The following is a 15,180-nucleotide window of genomic DNA, read 5'->3' on the forward strand; positions in this document are numbered from 1 at the left end:
ATCTGGAAGTATTGGTTGCACTCCCGATTATAATTCCGCTACTGCTCGGTGCCCTTTCGCTGACAGTGCTCAGTAACCACAGCGCCCAGCGTTGGTTAGGTGCTATAGGCACCGGCGCTTTGTTGATATGCTCGGTTTGGTTGCTACTGCATACCCGCCAGGTTGGTATCCAGGTATTAGAGGTTGGGTCCTGGCCAGCACCCTTTGGCATTGTATTGGTATCCGATATGCTGGGTGCCATTATGGTGGTGCTGGCGTCCATTACCGGCTTCGCAACTGCTTTGTATAGTTTAAAGACTGTGCGCAAGCGCTTTGAGCGTTTTGGTTATTACCCGCTGCTGCATTTGCTGCTGGCCGGGGTAAACGGTGCTTTTTTAACCGGCGATATTTTTAACCTCTATGTCTGGTTCGAAGTATTGCTGGTTGCTTCTTTTGCCTTACTGATTTTAGGCGGTGAGCGGGCTCAAATGGAAGGGGCCATTAAGTACGTCACACTGAACCTGCTTTCTTCGGCTTTATTCCTGACCGCCATCGGCTTAACCTATGGCCTGGTTGGCACCTTGAATATGGCCGATATTGCGGTGAAGCTGGCCAGCCTGGAAGATCAGAAGATGGTGACGGTGATTGCCAGTCTGTTCCTGATTGCTTTTGCGATTAAAGCAGCAGCCTTCCCGCTGTTTTTCTGGCTACCTGCGTCTTACCACACCCCTCAGGTGGCAGTATCGGCTATTTTTGCCGGCTTGCTGACCAAAGTGGGTGTTTATGCGCTGTATCGGGTATTTACGCTGATTTTTACCGCCGATACTGGCTTTACCCACGAAATTTTGCTGTGGATTGCCATTTTCACCATGTTAACCGGTGTGCTTGGTGCTGCGGCCCAGTTTGAGGTACGGCGCATTTTAAGCTTTCACATCATCAGTCAGATTGGCTACATGATTTTAGGCCTGGCACTGTTCACCCCGCTGGCATTGATTGGCGGTGTGTTCTACATCATGCACCACATCATTGTGAAGGCCAACCTGTTCCTGGTAGCCGGCTTAATGTACCGCTTAGGCGGTAGTTTCGAACTGAAAAAGCTCGGTGGTCTGTACCGCAACCACCCAGGCTTGGCGGTGTTATTCCTGATCCCTGCTCTTTCACTGGCAGGTGTTCCACCATTATCAGGTTTCTTTGCCAAATTTATTCTAATCAAGGCCGGTGTCGAGGCCAGTGCCTGGTGGGCGGTGGGTATTGCCCTGTTGGTTGGTTTACTGACGCTGTTTTCCATGATTAAGATCTGGAATGAAGCTTTCTGGAAAGCCTCGCCAGAACCCAATCCGGCAGTACCGGCACCGACCCGTAATGCGCTGCTGTATTGGACCATCGGCCTGCTGGCTGCCATGACGGTTGCTATCGGCCTGTTTGGCCAACCCATTTATCTGATGGCTGAGATGGCGGCAGAGCAGCTACTCAACCCGGCTGGTTATATTGAAGCAGTATTGGGAGGCACCACACCATGAATGTATTGCTTTCGAACCTGGTATTGGCGCTGATCTGGGCAGCCCTGACCGACACCATGAATGCCGGGGGTTTGCTGATTGGTTTTATTATCGGTTATCTGGTGCTGGTGCTGGTCTTTCGGCAACACCCGGATGTTCGCCAGTATCGTCTGCGGGTACCGCGCATGTTCAGCTTTGTGGTGTTCTTTACCAAAGAACTGATTATGGCGAACCTCAAGGTTGCCTACGATGTGTTAACCCCCATCCACCTGATGAAACCAGGTGTGATTGCGATGCCACTGCGGGCAGAGTCTGATCTGGAAATAACCATGCTGGCCAATGCGATTTCACTGACTCCGGGCTCATTAAGCCTGGATGTATCTTCGGATCGAAAGGTGCTCTATGTCCATGTTATGTACCTGCATAACGAAGCAGATGTGATGAATGAACTAAAGCGAATGGAAACCAAAATTCTGCGGGTGATGCGATGAATCCAGTACTCGATTACACACTCTGGTTATGTTTTGCTGTCCTTAGCGTAGCCATGTTTCTGGCGCTCTGGCGCTTATTTAAAGGCCCTACCCTGCCGGATCGGGTGGTAGCCCTTGAGTTAATAGCCTCGATGACTGTCGGCTTGATTGGACTCTACGCCATCCGCACCGGCCGTGATGCCTTTATTGATGTCGCCATGGTGCTGGCATTGACCGCATTTCTTGCCGCCATCGGTTTTGCCCGTTACTTAGAAAAAGGGAGTCATCGCGATGATCATTGATATTCTGGCGGCTCTGTTTATCGTCGCCGGCAGTTTCTTTATGCTGGTAGCCTCCCTAGGCGTATTTCGCATGCCGGATCTGCTGACCCGTATGCACGCCACCACCAAGTCAGGCGTACTGGGGGCAGGCCTTATTATGTGTGGTGTGATGCTGTTTTTTGTCGATAGCGGCGTCACTTTAAAGGCACTGGCAGTGATGGCCTTCACCACCTTAACATCGCCGATTGCAGCCCACGCCATTGGCCGGGCTGGTTATTTTATTGGAGTGCCGTTGTGGGATAAAACCGTGAAAGACGAGCTGCACGGACGTTATGATGAAGAGACCCACGTTCTGCGTAGCCCGGAGCAAATGCAAGATCAACAGGATAAACCCTAAAGGTCCTGCCTGAAGCGGTTCTGATACGCCTTAAAGTCCGGAACCTCGCGTTGGTAATCCTGCTGCAACAAGCTGGAATGAACAATAAAATCTGCGGTGGCCCTGTTGCAGGCCACCGGGATATTCCATACAACAGCCAACCTGATCAAAGCTTTCACATCTGGATCGTGCGGTTGCGAGCTAAGCGGGTCCCAGAAGAAAACCAGCCAATCTACTTTTTGTTCAGCAATAAGAGCTCCAATTTGCTGGTCCCCCCCTAGCGGACCACTGGCGAAGCAATGGACGCTTTTGCCAAGAACATCTGCCAATAAAGAGCCGGTTGTCCCTGTGGCATACAACATTTTGTCGGCAAAAAAATCAGTATGGGCCTTCACCCAATCCAGTAGATCCTGTTTCTTCCCATCGTGTGCTACTAAGGCTATGGATTTCATCAAATTGCTCCACTTTGTTGTTAACAACCATCTTAACCGGATCTGCCATAAAAAAAAGCCCTGCAAAGCAGGGCAAACAACCAAGGTCCACGTATAACATCGTTATTGGTCCGGTAGTTGCTGCGCTTCTGGCGCTGTGCAACTCACCGTTGACCACATCATTCGTTGGCGGCTTCTCGAAACGGCGTGGATGCCGTTTCAGGATGCGAGCTAATTAGTGCTCGGCCGCGACAATTTTTTTCATCGCAGTCATGTAACCGCGTAAAGTTTTTCCAACCACTTCGACCGGGTGGTTGCGAATAGCTTCGTTAATGGCAATCAGCTCCAGATTATCAACACCTGCCTGTGGTGCAGCCAACCCCTTACCTACCAGCTCTGCCGGCAGGCTGTTGACGGTATCACGCAGCAATGGGATAGCAGCATTGGCGAATAAATAGTTGCCGTACTCTGCGGTATCTGAAATCACCACGTTCATCTCGTACAAGCGCTTACGGGCTATGGTATTGGCAATCAGTGGTGTTTCATGCAGCGACTCGTAGTAAGCCGATTCGGCAATAATACCGGCATCCACCATGGTCTCAAACGCCAGTTCAACCCCGGCTTTTACCATAGCCACCAGCAGAAGACCCCGATCAAAGTAGCTTTGCTCTGCTATGTGCTCATCCGACACCGGTGCCTGCTCAAAACCAGACTGGCGGGTTTCTTCGCGCCAGCGTAGTAAGTTAGCATCATCATTGGCCCAGTCCGCCATCATGGTACTGGAAAACTCACCGCTGATGATGTCATCCATATGCTGTTCAAATAAAGGCCGCAGTTGTTGCTTCAGCTGCTCGGACAGGCGATAGGCTTTGACCTTGGCCGGATTCGACAACCGATCCATCATATGGCTGATGCCGCCATGCTTCAGTGCTTCGGTAATCACTTCCCAGCCCTGCTGGATCAGCTTACCGGCATAGCCTGGCTCCATGCCATCCGCTACCATACGATCAAAGGCAAGGATGGAGCCTGTTTGCAGCATGCCACACAAGATGGTTTGCTCACCCATCAAGTCCGATTTCACTTCAGCAATAAAGGACGAGTGCAACACACCGGCGCGATCGCCGCCAGTCGCGGCTGCATAGGCTTTAGCAATGGTCAGGCCCTGCCCTTTCGGATCATTCTCCGGATGCACTGCAATCAGAGTAGGTACACCAAAGCCACGCTTGTACTCTTCACGAACCTCAGTACCAGGGCATTTGGGTGCCACCATAATAACGGTTAAGTCCGGCCGAATTTGTTTGCCTTCTTCCACGATATTAAAGCCGTGGGAATAGGCCAAAGTAGCGCCCTCTTTCATCAGTGGCATCACGGCATCTACTACGGCACTGTGCTGCTTATCCGGCGTCAGGTTTAATACCAAATCGGCCGTTGGGATCAGCTCCTGATAGGTGCCCACTTTAAAGCCATTGCTGGTTGCCTTTTGAAAGGAAGCACGCTGTTCACGAATCGCTTCTTCACGCAATGCATAGCTGATATTCAGACCAGAGTCACGCATATTCAGGCCCTGATTCAGGCCCTGAGCACCACAACCAACAATAACAATATTCCAATCTTTGATGGCGCTGCAGCCATCAGCAAACTCACTGCGGTCCATAAAGCGGCACTGTTTCAGCTGCTGCAGCTGTTGCCGCAAGTTCAGGCTATTAAAGTAATTACTCATAGTATGTCTCTAAATTCTGGTACGCTGGCCAGCCACTCTGGCTCTGGCAGACAGTGCTGCTGCGTCAATGAACTCATTCTAGGCTGGCAATATAATTGCGTGAAGTGATATATTGACAACTCTGTATTGCAATAAATGAAATAGAATGGACATCAAACAAGCACAGCTATTTATGCATCTGGCAGCTAGCCTGAACTTTGCACGGACCAGTGAGCAAATGTTTGTCAGCCCTTCCACCTTAAGCCGTGCCATCCAACGACTGGAGCAAGAGCTTGGGGTGTCGCTCTTTGTCAGGGATACCCGCTCAGTGCAGCTAACCCGTGAAGGTCAGACTGTATTGAGCTTTGTTCGCCAGTATCTGGATGACTGGCACCAACTGCAGGCCGATTTATCAGGCGACCAGGCAGGGCTTCAGGGTAGCATCCGCTTATTCTGTACCGTCACCGCCAGTTACAGCCATTTACCAGCTATTCTCGACAGATTCCGTGTACTCTGCCCCAAAGCAGATATTCAACTAACCACTGGGGATGCGGCTTCTGCACTGGAACGATTAAAGCAGGATGAAGTTGACCTTGCCCTGGCAGCAAAACCAGCCTATTTGCCCTCCAGTATGGTGTTTCACAGCATTGCCAAACTGCCAGTATCCCTTGTGGCACCAACCATCCCCTGTAAAGTCAACGATCTGCTGATCAAGGCGCCGATCCCCTGGCATGAAGTCCCTTTAATCGCGCCAGCGCATGGCCCTGCAGCGGAGCGATTTAGCAAATGGTTACAGACAGAGGGTTTTCAGCCTAATATTGTTGCGATGGTCGATGGCCACGAAGCCATGGCCAGTATGGTGGCACTTGGAAGCGGTGTTGCCGTTTTGGCAGATGTGGTGGTACAGCATAGCCCGGTCATGGACAGAGTACGTCCATTCGATAGCGGCTATCGTTTCGAACCCTTTGATTTGGGGGTCTGTTATTTAGCAAAACGGTCAAGCGATCCGCTGCTAAAAGCCTTTTGCCAGTTGGTCAGGCCACACTCCAATCTATAAAAAAATGCAGCCTGAGCTGCATTCTTAAGCCAGATAAATCCAGTTACTTGATCACCTTAAGGTGACTGGCCTTAGCCAGCTTCTTACTCGCAGGCTCTGTCGCAACTGGCTCAGGCGGGCTTTCCATCTCGTGCTCATCAGGGAAGTCTTCATCCTCATCCAGGGTAAAGACAGTACCAGCACCATTTTCCTTCGCATAAATCGCCAGCACAGCTCTTACTGGGATATAAAGCGCAAACGGATGACCACCAAACCGGGCACTGCAACTGATCACGTCATTTCCCATCTGCATCTGAGCTACCGCGGATGGTGCTAAATTCAGCACGATCTGGCCGTTTTGCACAAACTGCTGCGGAACCTTGGTCTGAGGGTAGCTCGCATCCACCACCAGATAAGGAGTACAGTCGTTATCCACAATCCACTCGTAAAATGCGCGCAGCAGGTAGGGACGATTCGGCGTCATCTCAGACTCCTTTGCCGTGCCGGTATTCACGCTCAGCATCGGTCAGAGACGCCAAAAATGAGTCGCGATCGAACAAGCGCCCCATATAATTCATCAGTGTTTTACTGCCCGGCCCGGCAAGCTCAATACCCAGCTTTGGTAGACGCCATAGCAATGCCGCCATATAGCAATCCACCAGGCCGAACTCTTCACTCATAAAGAAAGGTGCTTCATCAAACAGTGGTGCTACCGCCAGCAACCCTTCGGTCAGATCCTGCCGGGCCTGGTCGGCATCATCGTCATGACGGAGAATTTTCTCGGCCAGCGCGTACCAGTCTTTTTCAATACGGTACATCATTAATCTGGCTTGTCCACGGGCAACCGGGTACACCGGCATTAAAGGTGGGTGCGGGAAACGTTCGTCCAGGTACTCAATAATGATTTGTGCCTGATACAACGACAGCTCACGATCCAATAAGGTGGGCAGACTGCCATAGGGGTTTACTTCATACAGCTCCTCAGGCAAGTTATCCTGAGTGACCTGGAGAATATCAACACTGACGCCTTTTTCTGCCAGTACAATACGGACCTGATGACTGTACATGTCATCGGCAGCAGAAAACAGTGTCATCACAGGGCGTTTATTGGCTGAAATCGCCATGCATTCCTCCGGTTTACAATAAACAGCAAAGGGGCCAGCAGGCCCCTATCATTAAATACTCTTTTGGATCAGATGCTTACTTAACATCTTTCCAGTATTCTTTCTTCAGCAGATAAGTTAACACGAAGAAAATGGCTAGGAAGATCAACACTTTGATCCCCAAACTCTCCGACTCCAGCCGATAAGGTTCTCCAGTATACACCAGATAGTTGACCAAATCTGCAACAGCACGATCGTATTCTTCGTCGCTCATCTCACCCGAACCATCGGTACGAATACCGACGTAAACCTGGGTTTCCTTCCCATCCACCAAACGGGTTTCATACGCTTTGTATGGCACACCTTGCAACTCTTGCAGTACATGTGGCATACCAACCATAGGAAACACATCGTTATCGACCCCAAAAGGGCGGCTCTCGTCTTTGTAGAACGATTTCAGGTAGGTATAAATCCAATTCGGACCCCGTACCCGTGCCACATTGGTTAAGTCCGGAATCGCATCACCGAACCACTCAGCGGCATCAGCCGGATCCATGGTATTGGTAATGTGGTCACCCACCCGCTCACCACTGAACATCAGATATTCCATGCCCAGCTCTTCCGGAATATTCAGATCACGGAAACTACGTGCATAACGTTGATACTGCATCTGGTGACAAGCAAGACAGTAGTTCTGATACAGCATAAAACCACGCTGTAACGACTCGGTGTCACGGATGTCCACCGGCGCTTTTTGCAGTGGAATATTCGGACCGGCAGCCAAGGCAATGGACGATACCAGCAAGGCTGCTGCAGAAATAATATGCTTCAACATCAGGTCAACCTCTCTGGCAATGGCTTGGTGTTTTCATTCTTACTGTAGAACCACAACAGAATAAAGAAACCGAAGTAGGTAAACGAGAACAGCTGCGACAAAAGAGTGTACAACGGCGTCGCTGGCAGCACACCCAGGATACCTAATGCCACAAAGCTGATGCAGAAGTTGACCAGGTTCAGCTTGTGCAGGCCACAACGGTAGCGCACTGAGCGAACTTTGCCGCGGTCAATCCATGGCAACAATGCCAGGGCCAGGATGGCAGCAAACATGGCGATAGCACCAAATAGCGGGTTAGGCACAGCCCGCAAAATGGCGTAGAACGGCGTGAAGTACCAGACCGGTGCAATATGCTCCGGGGTCTTCATTGGGTTCGCCAGTTCAAAGTTTGGCGCTTCCAGGAAGTAACCACCCCCTTCCGGCATAAAGAAGATCACATAGGCAAACAGGAACAGGAAACCAGCCAAACCAACCAGATCTTTCACTGTGTAGTAAGGGTGGAATGGGATAGAGTCGATAATGACTTTCTTGCCACCCTTGGTGAAGTTGTTATGAAACTCAAACTTACTAACCGCATCCGCTGGCACAGTGCCATCGTTATCGCGTTTAGTTTCAATACCGTCCGGGTTGTTCGAACCGACTTCGTGCAATGCCATAATGTGCAGGAAGACCAGAATCACCAGCACCAACGGCAGCGCAATAACATGCAGCGCAAAGAAGCGGTTTAAGGTTGCACCTGAGATAACATAATCACCGCGGATCCACAGCGTTAAGTCATCACCAATAAACGGAATAACCCCGAAGATGGAGATAATCACCTGGGCTCCCCAGAACGACATCTGGCCCCAAGGCAGCATGTAGCCCATAAAAGCTTCAGCCATCAGCACCAGGTAAATTAGCATACCGAAAATCCACAGCAATTCCCGTGGTTTCTGGTAGGAGCCATACATCATGCCACGCAGCATATGCAGATACACCACCACAAAAAATGCCGAAGCACCGGTGGAGTGCATGTAACGCAGCAACCAGCCGTATTCGACATCCCGCATGATGTATTCAATCGAACGGAAAGCACCTTCAGCCGAAGGCTCATAATTCATGGTCAGCCAGATGCCGGTCAGAATTTGGTTTACCAGCACCACGATGGCCAAAGAGCCAAAGAAGTACCAGAAGTTAAAGTTTTTCGGTGCCGGATACTGCGTCATGTGGATTTTCATTTTTTCCACAACCGGCAGACGGTACTCTATCCAGTTCATCAGATTTTTCATCAGGCCGTCTCCTCGTCTTCACCGACCAAAATGGTGAATTCATCTGTAAACATGTACGGAGGAACTTCCAGGTTGGTTGGGGCAGGTACGTTTTGAAATACCCGACCGGCAATATCGAAGCGTGAACCATGACAAGGGCAGAAGAAGCCAGAGCGCACACCCTCTGCCTGGGCAGCAAAATCATTGGGCAAATAGGTTGGGGAGCAACCAAAGTGGGTGCAGATACCAACGGCAACGAAAAACTCAGGACGTACCGAACGATGGCGGTTCTGAGCGTAATGCGGCTGTTGTGGTTCTTTCGAGTCAGGATCCCGTAACCGCTCTTCATGATTCGGTAACGAATCAATCATTTCCTGGGTGCGTTTTACAATCCAAACCGGTTTCCCACGCCACTCTACCCGTATCAGCTGCCCTTCTTCCATTTTGCTGACATCCGCAGTTACTGCAGCGCCAGCCTGGCGAGCCCGCTCACTTGGGCTCCAGGACGCAATAAAGGGAACAGCGGCTCCAATGGCTCCGACCCCGCCCACGACCGATGTTGCAATGGTCAGGAATCGGCGGCGGCCATGATCGACAGGCGCGTTGCTCATCCACTCATCTCCACATTAACACTTAAACACAACTTGATTTAAGCGGCTGTTTGCCAGCAATTATTATAAATGAATAAATATCGACGATCATAATGAAAAGCCACGCTTTACACAAGGATTAACCGCCGCTGAATCGCAATAAAAAACCCGACACAAGGCCGGGTTTGCAGGTACAAAACAAGCTTAACGCTTGGAGTACTGTGGACGTTTACGTGCTTTACGCAGACCCACTTTCTTCCGTTCAACCTGACGAGCGTCACGGGTTACGAAACCTGCTTTACGCAGTTCCGGACGCAGTGTCTCGTCAAATTCCATCAAAGCACGGGTGATGCCATGACGGATAGCGCCGGCCTGACCGCTGATACCACCGCCTTTCACGGTGATATGCATGTCGAATTTGCCAACCATATCAACCAGCTCCAGTGGCTGCATCACCACCATGCGGGCAGTTTCACGACCAAAGTACTCAGTGATAGAGCGCTTGTTGATCACGATGTTGCCTGAGCCGGCTTTTAAAAATACACGGGCCGTTGAGCTTTTACGACGACCAGTTCCATAGTATTGATTCTGTGCCATGTGATGCTCCGATTAGATGTCTAAAACTTGCGGTTGCTGAGCAGCATGCTGATGCTCGGCGCCGGCATACACTTTTAACTTACGGAACATAGCACGACCCAATGGGCCTTTTGGCAACATGCCCTTGATGGCTTTTTCCAGCACCATCTCAGGTTTTTTCGCCAGCAGCTTTTCAAAGTTAATTTCTTTGATGCCACCTGGGAAACCACTGTGCGAGTAGTACATCTTGTCTTTGGCTTTGTTGCCAGTGACAACCACTTTGTCCGCATTAACCACGATGATGTAATCACCGGTGTCCACGTGTGGTGTAAACTCAGGCTTGTGTTTACCGCGCAAGCGCGCAGCGATTTCAGTTGAGATACGTCCCAGCGTCTTACCAGCCGCATCAACAACATACCAGTCGCGTTGAACGCTTTCTGGTTTAGCAGTAAAAGTTTTCATTTATATAGTCCAAAACTTACATAGTTACACCTGATACCCGCAGGGCTATTGCGCAGTATCGTGACCGTACCCCTTCGAGTACAATTACTGCCTGGCTAAAGGGCAGTAGAGGCTGTAACGTAGGCCGGGCGCGGATTATAATTCATCCGAAGCAAAAGATCAGCCCTTCTGGTTAAAAAATATCAATTTTTCTACCGAAATACTTTATTTAAGGTAGGTGTGCCCGCGCCAGATACTCATGCGACTGCATTTCCTGCAAACGACTGATGCAACGTTTGAACTCAAAACTCAGTAAGCCACCTTGGTACAAGGCCTCCAGTTCGACTTCAGCCGACAGAATCAGGGTGACATTGCGCTCATAAAATTCATCAACCAGCGCAATAAAACGCCGCGCCACATCGTCGTTGTGCTGCCCCATCACCTTGACCCCGGATACAAGTACGGTGTGGTAACAACGGCTCAGCTCCATGTAATCGTATTGACTGCGGGCACTTTCACACAGCTCGCTAAAGCCAAACCAGACCACGCCATCGGCCTCATACCGAGCCTGAATGCTGCGGTTAGCCACTTCAATGGCTACATTCTGCTGCCTGGGTTCATCCGATAATGCCTGGAAATACTGTGCCAGATTCAGCTCAGCCTGTTGATCGAGCGGCGCATGGAAAATCTCAGCCTGCTCCAGTGTGCGCAGCCGGTAATCAATACCACTATCGACATTCACCACCACAGTGTGTCGTTTAATCAGCTCAATCGCCGGCAAAAAGCGCGCCCGCTGCAGCCCGTTGCGATACAAACCATCCGGTTCAATGTTTGAGGTTGCGACCAGAGTGATGCCTCTGCTAAACAACGCCTGCATCAAGGTACCTAACAACATGGCATCGGTAATATCAGAGACAAAGAACTCATCAAAACAAATAATATCAGCCTGTTGTTTAAAACGATCGGCCACTATTTCAAGTGGGTTCGCCTGGTTGTGCAAACTTTTTAGCTCTTCATGTACCCGATGCATAAAACGGTGAAAATGCACCCGTATTTTGCGCTCAAGCGGCAGACATTCATAAAAGGTATCCATCAGGTAGGTCTTGCCCCGGCCAACCCCCCCCCATAAATACAAACCAATGACATCAGGTTTTGGCTTGGTGCTGAATAACTTCTGCCAGAAACCCACCGGGCAATGGTATTGCTGTAGTAAATCATCGTACAAACGTTGCAGATGACGGACCGCTTCCGCTTGCGCCGCATCGGGCTGGAAATCCGCACGCATTAAATCCAGCTGATATTTTTCCTGTGGTGAAGGCATAATGGCTCTACTTGAAATAAGGCTGTTCAGCCACAATTAAACCAGGGCTGTTATCTTAACATGCCTTACCACTGTAACTAAAAAAATCGGTTACACTTAGAGTGGAACCCATTGATGTAAATGCAGGAGCAGATATGACCCTAACAATGACTTTAGTGTGGCTGGCAGTTGGCTTCGTTTGTGGAGGTCTGGTGGCATGGTTTCTTGCCCTGCGACAGCATAATCAAAGCCAGTTGCAGCAGGAACTGACCGATACCCGCGAGCAGCTGAAAAAGTACCGGGCAGATGTATCCAACCATCTGGAAACCACCAACCAGCTTATTACCCAGTTGCAGCAAAACTACGGTAAAATTGCCAGCCACCTGCAGCAAAGCAAGATGGAGCTGGTAGAAAAACCGATGCTGGAGAAAAAATCCGAACCTATATCTTATTTATCGGCCGATACTGCCAGCCAGATCCGTGAATCCATCCACCAGTTGGATGAACGCAAGCCAACCTTTTCTGAATCTTTTGAGCAACCGAAAGATTACGCTGGTGGAGCCAGTGGTCTCTTGAAAGATAGCGCTAAGAAAGCGGCTGCCGCCGAGAGTTAATCCATAGCAATCCTGAAACTCTGTTTCAGGATTTTGCTCCCCTCTGGACGATGAACTTTTTTGAATGCTGAGCGTCTTTAGCAACATCCTGACTCATAAATTTTATGCTCAGCGTGTTTAATGGAGATCTGCGTGTATGAAAAGAAGCATCCTTACTTTGAGTGGTCTGCTTGCCAGCCTGTTCTTAACGGTTGGGCTGGCACAGGCAAACCTCCCGTTAGCCCAACTAAGCCAGGGCGAAATACCAACCCTGGCGCCCATGTTGGAACAGGCTACACCTGCCGTGGTGAATATTTCAGTGCAAGGCAGCCGTGAAGTTCGGCAACGCATGCCCGATGCATTCCGTCATTTTTTTGGTCCAAGAGGCCCGGGAGAGTTTCGTGAAGAGCGCCCTTTCCGTGGCTTAGGCTCCGGCGTCATTATTGATGCAGAACGAGGCTACATTGTCACCAATGCCCATGTTATTCGTGATGCTACGGATATCATCATCAACCTGCAAGATGGCCGCACCTTTGCCGCTAAAAAGATTGGTGACGATCCTGAAAGTGATATCGCCTTACTGCAAATTGAAGCCGACAATCTGATTGCGTTATCCATCGCAGACTCAGACCGACTGCGGGTGGGCGATTTTGCCATCGCTATTGGCAACCCATTCGGCCTTGGCCAAACCGTGACTTCCGGCATTGTCAGCGCCCTGGGGCGCGGCAATCTTGGCATGGAAGGCTATGAAGACTTTATTCAAACCGACGCAGCTATTAATAGTGGTAATTCAGGCGGAGCTCTGGTCAATTTACGGGGAGAGCTGATCGGTATTAATACCGCCATCCTGGGACCCCATGGTGGCAATGTCGGTATTGGCTTTGCGATTCCGTCGAATATGATGAAAAACCTGGTAGATCAAATGATTGAATTTGGTGAAATTCGCCGGGGAAGTCTCGGGATCCGGGGGATTGATGTGACCTCCGAGCTTACTGAGGCTATGAACTTGTCCGTCACTCAGGGGGCTTTTGTCAACGAAGTTTTACCAGATTCTGCAGCAGAAGCAGCAGGTTTACGCTCTGGTGATGTCATTGTTGGCATGAATGGCAACCGCATTATTAACTTCCGTGAGCTCAGAGCCAAGATCGCCACTTTAGGCGCAGGTCGTCAGGTGCGGCTAGCGGTACTGCGTGATGGCCGCACTCTGGATATTGATGTCACTCTGCGCCGGGCAGAGCAAGCTCAGGTAGCCGCTAATGTACTGCATCCAATGCTGGAAGGTGCCACCTTGTTAAATGACCAAACCCAGGATGGCAAAGCCGGGGTGCTGATTAGTGAACTGGAGCGCACAGCGCCTGCAGCCCGCCTTGGTTTGGAGAAAGGCGATGTGATTATTGGGGTGAACCGTCAACGTGTTCATAATCTGGCGGAGCTACGCAAGGCTCTGCAAGAGCAGCGTGGTGTGGTCGCACTGAATATACAACGCGGCAATCAAACTCTTTATGTGCTGATCCGTTAGGGAGTCAGTGCACTTTTCAATCATTACCAGCAAAGCAGTAGTGTCAACATGCTACTGCTTTGCTGTAAATAATGATATCCTTTGCAGATTCAACCCTCAGCTAAACCGATGTCAGTGCTTAAGATCCTGTTTTTTTTATTACGTAGTATTGCTTACGGCCTGGCGCTGGCGCTTATTCTATTGCTGCTGTTCCCTGGGCAGCTACGCTTAGCTGGACCAGCCCAAACCACAGCCGATGCGGTGCAAAAAGCTGCGCCCGTGTCTTATGCCCGAGCGGTAAGACAGGCGGCCCCTTCGGTGGTAAATGTCTATACCCGCACCACCATTAGCCACCCGCGTTCATTACGAGCTCGCACCATTGAACGCCAGGAGCTTGGTTCAGGTGTTATCATGAGCCCTGAAGGCTACATTTTAACCAATCACCACGTGGTCTATGGTGCCGATCATATCGAAGTTGCATTACAAGATGGTCGCTGGCTTGAAGCCTTGCTGATTGGCCACGATGAAATTACCGACTTAGCACTTTTGTACGTAGAGGCCGATAACCTGCCAGCTATTCCGCAAGATCCTGAGTTGCAACCTCAGGTCGGTGATGTAGTACTGGCCATTGGTAACCCGCTGAATCTGGGTCAAACCGTCACCCAAGGCATTATCAGTGCCAATGGCAATAATGGCTTGAGTTCGCGTGGTTATATTGATTTTATGCGGATGGATGCAGCCATTAATGCCGGCAATTCCGGTGGAGCCCTGGTGAACAGCAATGGGACTCTGGTAGGAATTAATGCAGGCACTTTTCAGCGCCAAAGCCAGGATGTGCAAGGTATTTTTTTCGCAGTTCCCTATCAGCTAGCCTATAGAGTGATGGAAAAGCTGATCCAACATGGTCGGGTGATCCGCGGCCATCTTGGTGTTAATGGTGAGCCGGTGATTAATGCTGCGGGCGATCGACTCATTTCAAGTGGACAGCCTTTGTACGGTGTTCAGCTTACTTCCATTGCGCCACACAGCCCGGCTGCGGAAGCTGGACTGCAGGTGAATGATATTTTATTGGAAATTGATGGCATGCCACTCAGAAGTACACAACATGCCTTGAATGTGATTGCAGAAACACCACCTGATACTCTGGTGGATCTCACCATCAGCCGCAACAATGAGCGAATGGTGATACCTACCATGATACGCGAGTTCCGCTAGTTCACGTCTGA

18 protein-coding genes are annotated in these 15,180 nt (G+C 50.3%); 8 read left to right on the plus strand and 10 right to left on the minus strand.

All coding sequences use genetic code 11. The features are described 5' to 3' along the window. Positions 1–2 precede the first annotated feature (2 nt). Genes ABC502_RS17945 through mnhG form a run of 4 tightly spaced genes read left to right on the plus strand, consistent with a single transcriptional unit; the run spans position 3 to position 2,626 of the window. On the plus strand, positions 3–1,499 hold the full coding sequence (locus tag ABC502_RS17945) for a Na+/H+ antiporter subunit D (protein WP_330087560.1): 1,497 nt from the start codon (positions 3–5) through the stop codon (positions 1,497–1,499). Beyond that, on the plus strand, positions 1,496–1,969 hold the full coding sequence (locus tag ABC502_RS17950; RefSeq protein ID WP_330087263.1) for a Na+/H+ antiporter subunit E: 474 nt from the start codon (positions 1,496–1,498) through the stop codon (positions 1,967–1,969). Before ABC502_RS17945 ends, ABC502_RS17950 begins: the two co-directional genes overlap by 4 nt. Then, a complete protein-coding gene (locus ABC502_RS17955; RefSeq protein WP_345916852.1) occupies positions 1,966–2,250 on the plus strand; it encodes a cation:proton antiporter in 285 nt (94 codons plus the stop codon). The genes ABC502_RS17950 and ABC502_RS17955 overlap by 4 nt, the downstream gene beginning before the upstream one ends. After that, positions 2,240–2,626, plus strand: coding sequence for a monovalent cation/H(+) antiporter subunit G (gene mnhG / locus ABC502_RS17960; RefSeq protein ID WP_345916853.1), 387 nt, complete (start codon positions 2,240–2,242; stop codon positions 2,624–2,626). The genes ABC502_RS17955 and mnhG overlap by 11 nt, the downstream gene beginning before the upstream one ends. Here mnhG and ABC502_RS17965 read toward each other — a convergent pair. Further along, positions 2,623–3,057: a methylglyoxal synthase gene (locus ABC502_RS17965; protein WP_345916854.1), complete on the minus strand. Its 435-nt coding sequence runs from the start codon at positions 3,055–3,057 to the stop codon at positions 2,623–2,625. The two genes, mnhG and ABC502_RS17965, sit on opposite strands and share 4 nt — an antisense overlap. A 214-nt stretch (positions 3,058–3,271) precedes the next feature. After that, entirely contained in the window at positions 3,272–4,756 is a 1,485-nt protein-coding gene (gene ilvC / locus ABC502_RS17970; RefSeq protein WP_345916855.1) for a ketol-acid reductoisomerase, read from the minus strand. Between the two features lie 145 nt (positions 4,757–4,901). Between ilvC and ilvY the strand changes: the two genes are divergently transcribed. Further along, positions 4,902–5,792, plus strand: coding sequence for an HTH-type transcriptional activator IlvY (gene ilvY / locus ABC502_RS17975; protein WP_345916856.1), 891 nt, complete (start codon positions 4,902–4,904; stop codon positions 5,790–5,792). 43 nt (positions 5,793–5,835) lie between these two features. Here ilvY and ABC502_RS17980 read toward each other — a convergent pair whose 3' ends face one another. The 8 genes from ABC502_RS17980 to zapE all read right to left on the minus strand — a co-directional run bounded on the left by ABC502_RS17980 (position 5,836) and on the right by zapE (position 11,884). Further along, positions 5,836–6,255, minus strand: coding sequence for a ClpXP protease specificity-enhancing factor (locus ABC502_RS17980; protein ID WP_330087257.1), 420 nt, complete (start codon positions 6,253–6,255; stop codon positions 5,836–5,838). A 1-nt stretch (position 6,256) separates the two neighbouring features. After that, the gene (sspA, locus tag ABC502_RS17985; protein WP_330087256.1) at positions 6,257–6,895 is read right to left on the minus strand and encodes a stringent starvation protein SspA; all 639 of its coding nucleotides are present in this window, start codon (positions 6,893–6,895) and stop codon (positions 6,257–6,259) included. A gap of 76 nt (positions 6,896–6,971) precedes the next feature. Continuing rightward, positions 6,972–7,709, minus strand: a complete 738-nt coding sequence (locus ABC502_RS17990; RefSeq protein ID WP_330087255.1) for a cytochrome c1 — start codon at positions 7,707–7,709, stop codon at positions 6,972–6,974. Beyond that, entirely contained in the window at positions 7,709–8,977 is a 1,269-nt protein-coding gene (locus ABC502_RS17995) for a cytochrome bc complex cytochrome b subunit (protein ID WP_330087254.1), read from the minus strand. The genes ABC502_RS17990 and ABC502_RS17995 overlap by 1 nt, the downstream gene beginning before the upstream one ends. After that, a complete protein-coding gene (gene petA / locus ABC502_RS18000) occupies positions 8,977–9,567 on the minus strand; it encodes a ubiquinol-cytochrome c reductase iron-sulfur subunit (protein WP_330087253.1) in 591 nt (196 codons plus the stop codon). The genes ABC502_RS17995 and petA overlap by 1 nt, the downstream gene beginning before the upstream one ends. Positions 9,568–9,750: 183 nt before the next feature. Further along, positions 9,751–10,143, minus strand: a complete 393-nt coding sequence (gene rpsI / locus ABC502_RS18005) for a 30S ribosomal protein S9 (RefSeq protein WP_091339226.1) — start codon at positions 10,141–10,143, stop codon at positions 9,751–9,753. A gap of 12 nt (positions 10,144–10,155) precedes the next feature. Then, positions 10,156–10,584, minus strand: a complete 429-nt coding sequence (rplM, locus tag ABC502_RS18010) for a 50S ribosomal protein L13 (protein ID WP_228612410.1) — start codon at positions 10,582–10,584, stop codon at positions 10,156–10,158. A 208-nt stretch (positions 10,585–10,792) separates the two neighbouring features. Next, entirely contained in the window at positions 10,793–11,884 is a 1,092-nt protein-coding gene (gene zapE / locus ABC502_RS18015; RefSeq protein WP_345916857.1) for a cell division protein ZapE, read from the minus strand. 134 nt (positions 11,885–12,018) lie between these two features. Between zapE and ABC502_RS18020 the strand changes: the two genes are divergently transcribed. From ABC502_RS18020 to ABC502_RS18030, 3 genes are all read left to right on the plus strand, one after another. Then, positions 12,019–12,477: a YhcB family protein gene (locus ABC502_RS18020; protein WP_330087251.1), complete on the plus strand. Its 459-nt coding sequence runs from the start codon at positions 12,019–12,021 to the stop codon at positions 12,475–12,477. Between the two features lie 136 nt (positions 12,478–12,613). Beyond that, on the plus strand, positions 12,614–13,975 hold the full coding sequence (locus tag ABC502_RS18025; protein ID WP_345916858.1) for a Do family serine endopeptidase: 1,362 nt from the start codon (positions 12,614–12,616) through the stop codon (positions 13,973–13,975). 114 nt (positions 13,976–14,089) lie between these two features. Continuing rightward, a complete protein-coding gene (locus ABC502_RS18030) occupies positions 14,090–15,169 on the plus strand; it encodes a trypsin-like peptidase domain-containing protein (RefSeq protein ID WP_345916894.1) in 1,080 nt (359 codons plus the stop codon). Positions 15,170–15,180 lie beyond the last annotated feature (11 nt).

Origin of the sequence: Alkalimonas sp. NCh-2 (assembly GCF_039631345.1) — a bacterium.
GTDB lineage: Bacteria > Pseudomonadota > Gammaproteobacteria > Enterobacterales > Alteromonadaceae > Alkalimonas > Alkalimonas mucilaginosa.

Excerpts from the sequence above, each read along its gene's own strand:
- sspA (WP_330087256.1), bottom strand. The coding sequence starts at position 6,895 with ATGGCGATTTCAGCCAATAAACGCCCTGTGATGACACTGTTTTCTGCT.
- ABC502_RS17995 (WP_330087254.1), bottom strand. The coding sequence starts at position 8,977 with ATGAAAAATCTGATGAACTGGATAGAGTACCGTCTGCCGGTTGTGGAA.
- ABC502_RS18020 (WP_330087251.1), top strand. The coding sequence starts at position 12,019 with ATGACCCTAACAATGACTTTAGTGTGGCTGGCAGTTGGCTTCGTTTGT.
- ABC502_RS17990 (WP_330087255.1), bottom strand. The coding sequence starts at position 7,709 with ATGTTGAAGCATATTATTTCTGCAGCAGCCTTGCTGGTATCGTCCATT.
- ilvC (WP_345916855.1), bottom strand. The coding sequence starts at position 4,756 with ATGAGTAATTACTTTAATAGCCTGAACTTGCGGCAACAGCTGCAGCAG.
- ABC502_RS17955 (WP_345916852.1), top strand. The coding sequence starts at position 1,966 with ATGAATCCAGTACTCGATTACACACTCTGGTTATGTTTTGCTGTCCTT.
- ABC502_RS18025 (WP_345916858.1), top strand. The coding sequence starts at position 12,614 with ATGAAAAGAAGCATCCTTACTTTGAGTGGTCTGCTTGCCAGCCTGTTC.
- ABC502_RS17980 (WP_330087257.1), bottom strand. The coding sequence starts at position 6,255 with ATGACGCCGAATCGTCCCTACCTGCTGCGCGCATTTTACGAGTGGATT.
- petA (WP_330087253.1), bottom strand. The coding sequence starts at position 9,567 with ATGAGCAACGCGCCTGTCGATCATGGCCGCCGCCGATTCCTGACCATT.
- ilvY (WP_345916856.1), top strand. The coding sequence starts at position 4,902 with ATGGACATCAAACAAGCACAGCTATTTATGCATCTGGCAGCTAGCCTG.
- rpsI (WP_091339226.1), bottom strand. The coding sequence starts at position 10,143 with ATGGCACAGAATCAATACTATGGAACTGGTCGTCGTAAAAGCTCAACG.
- zapE (WP_345916857.1), bottom strand. The coding sequence starts at position 11,884 with ATGCCTTCACCACAGGAAAAATATCAGCTGGATTTAATGCGTGCGGAT.
- ABC502_RS17950 (WP_330087263.1), top strand. The coding sequence starts at position 1,496 with ATGAATGTATTGCTTTCGAACCTGGTATTGGCGCTGATCTGGGCAGCC.
- rplM (WP_228612410.1), bottom strand. The coding sequence starts at position 10,584 with ATGAAAACTTTTACTGCTAAACCAGAAAGCGTTCAACGCGACTGGTAT.
- ABC502_RS17965 (WP_345916854.1), bottom strand. The coding sequence starts at position 3,057 with ATGAAATCCATAGCCTTAGTAGCACACGATGGGAAGAAACAGGATCTA.
- mnhG (WP_345916853.1), top strand. The coding sequence starts at position 2,240 with ATGATCATTGATATTCTGGCGGCTCTGTTTATCGTCGCCGGCAGTTTC.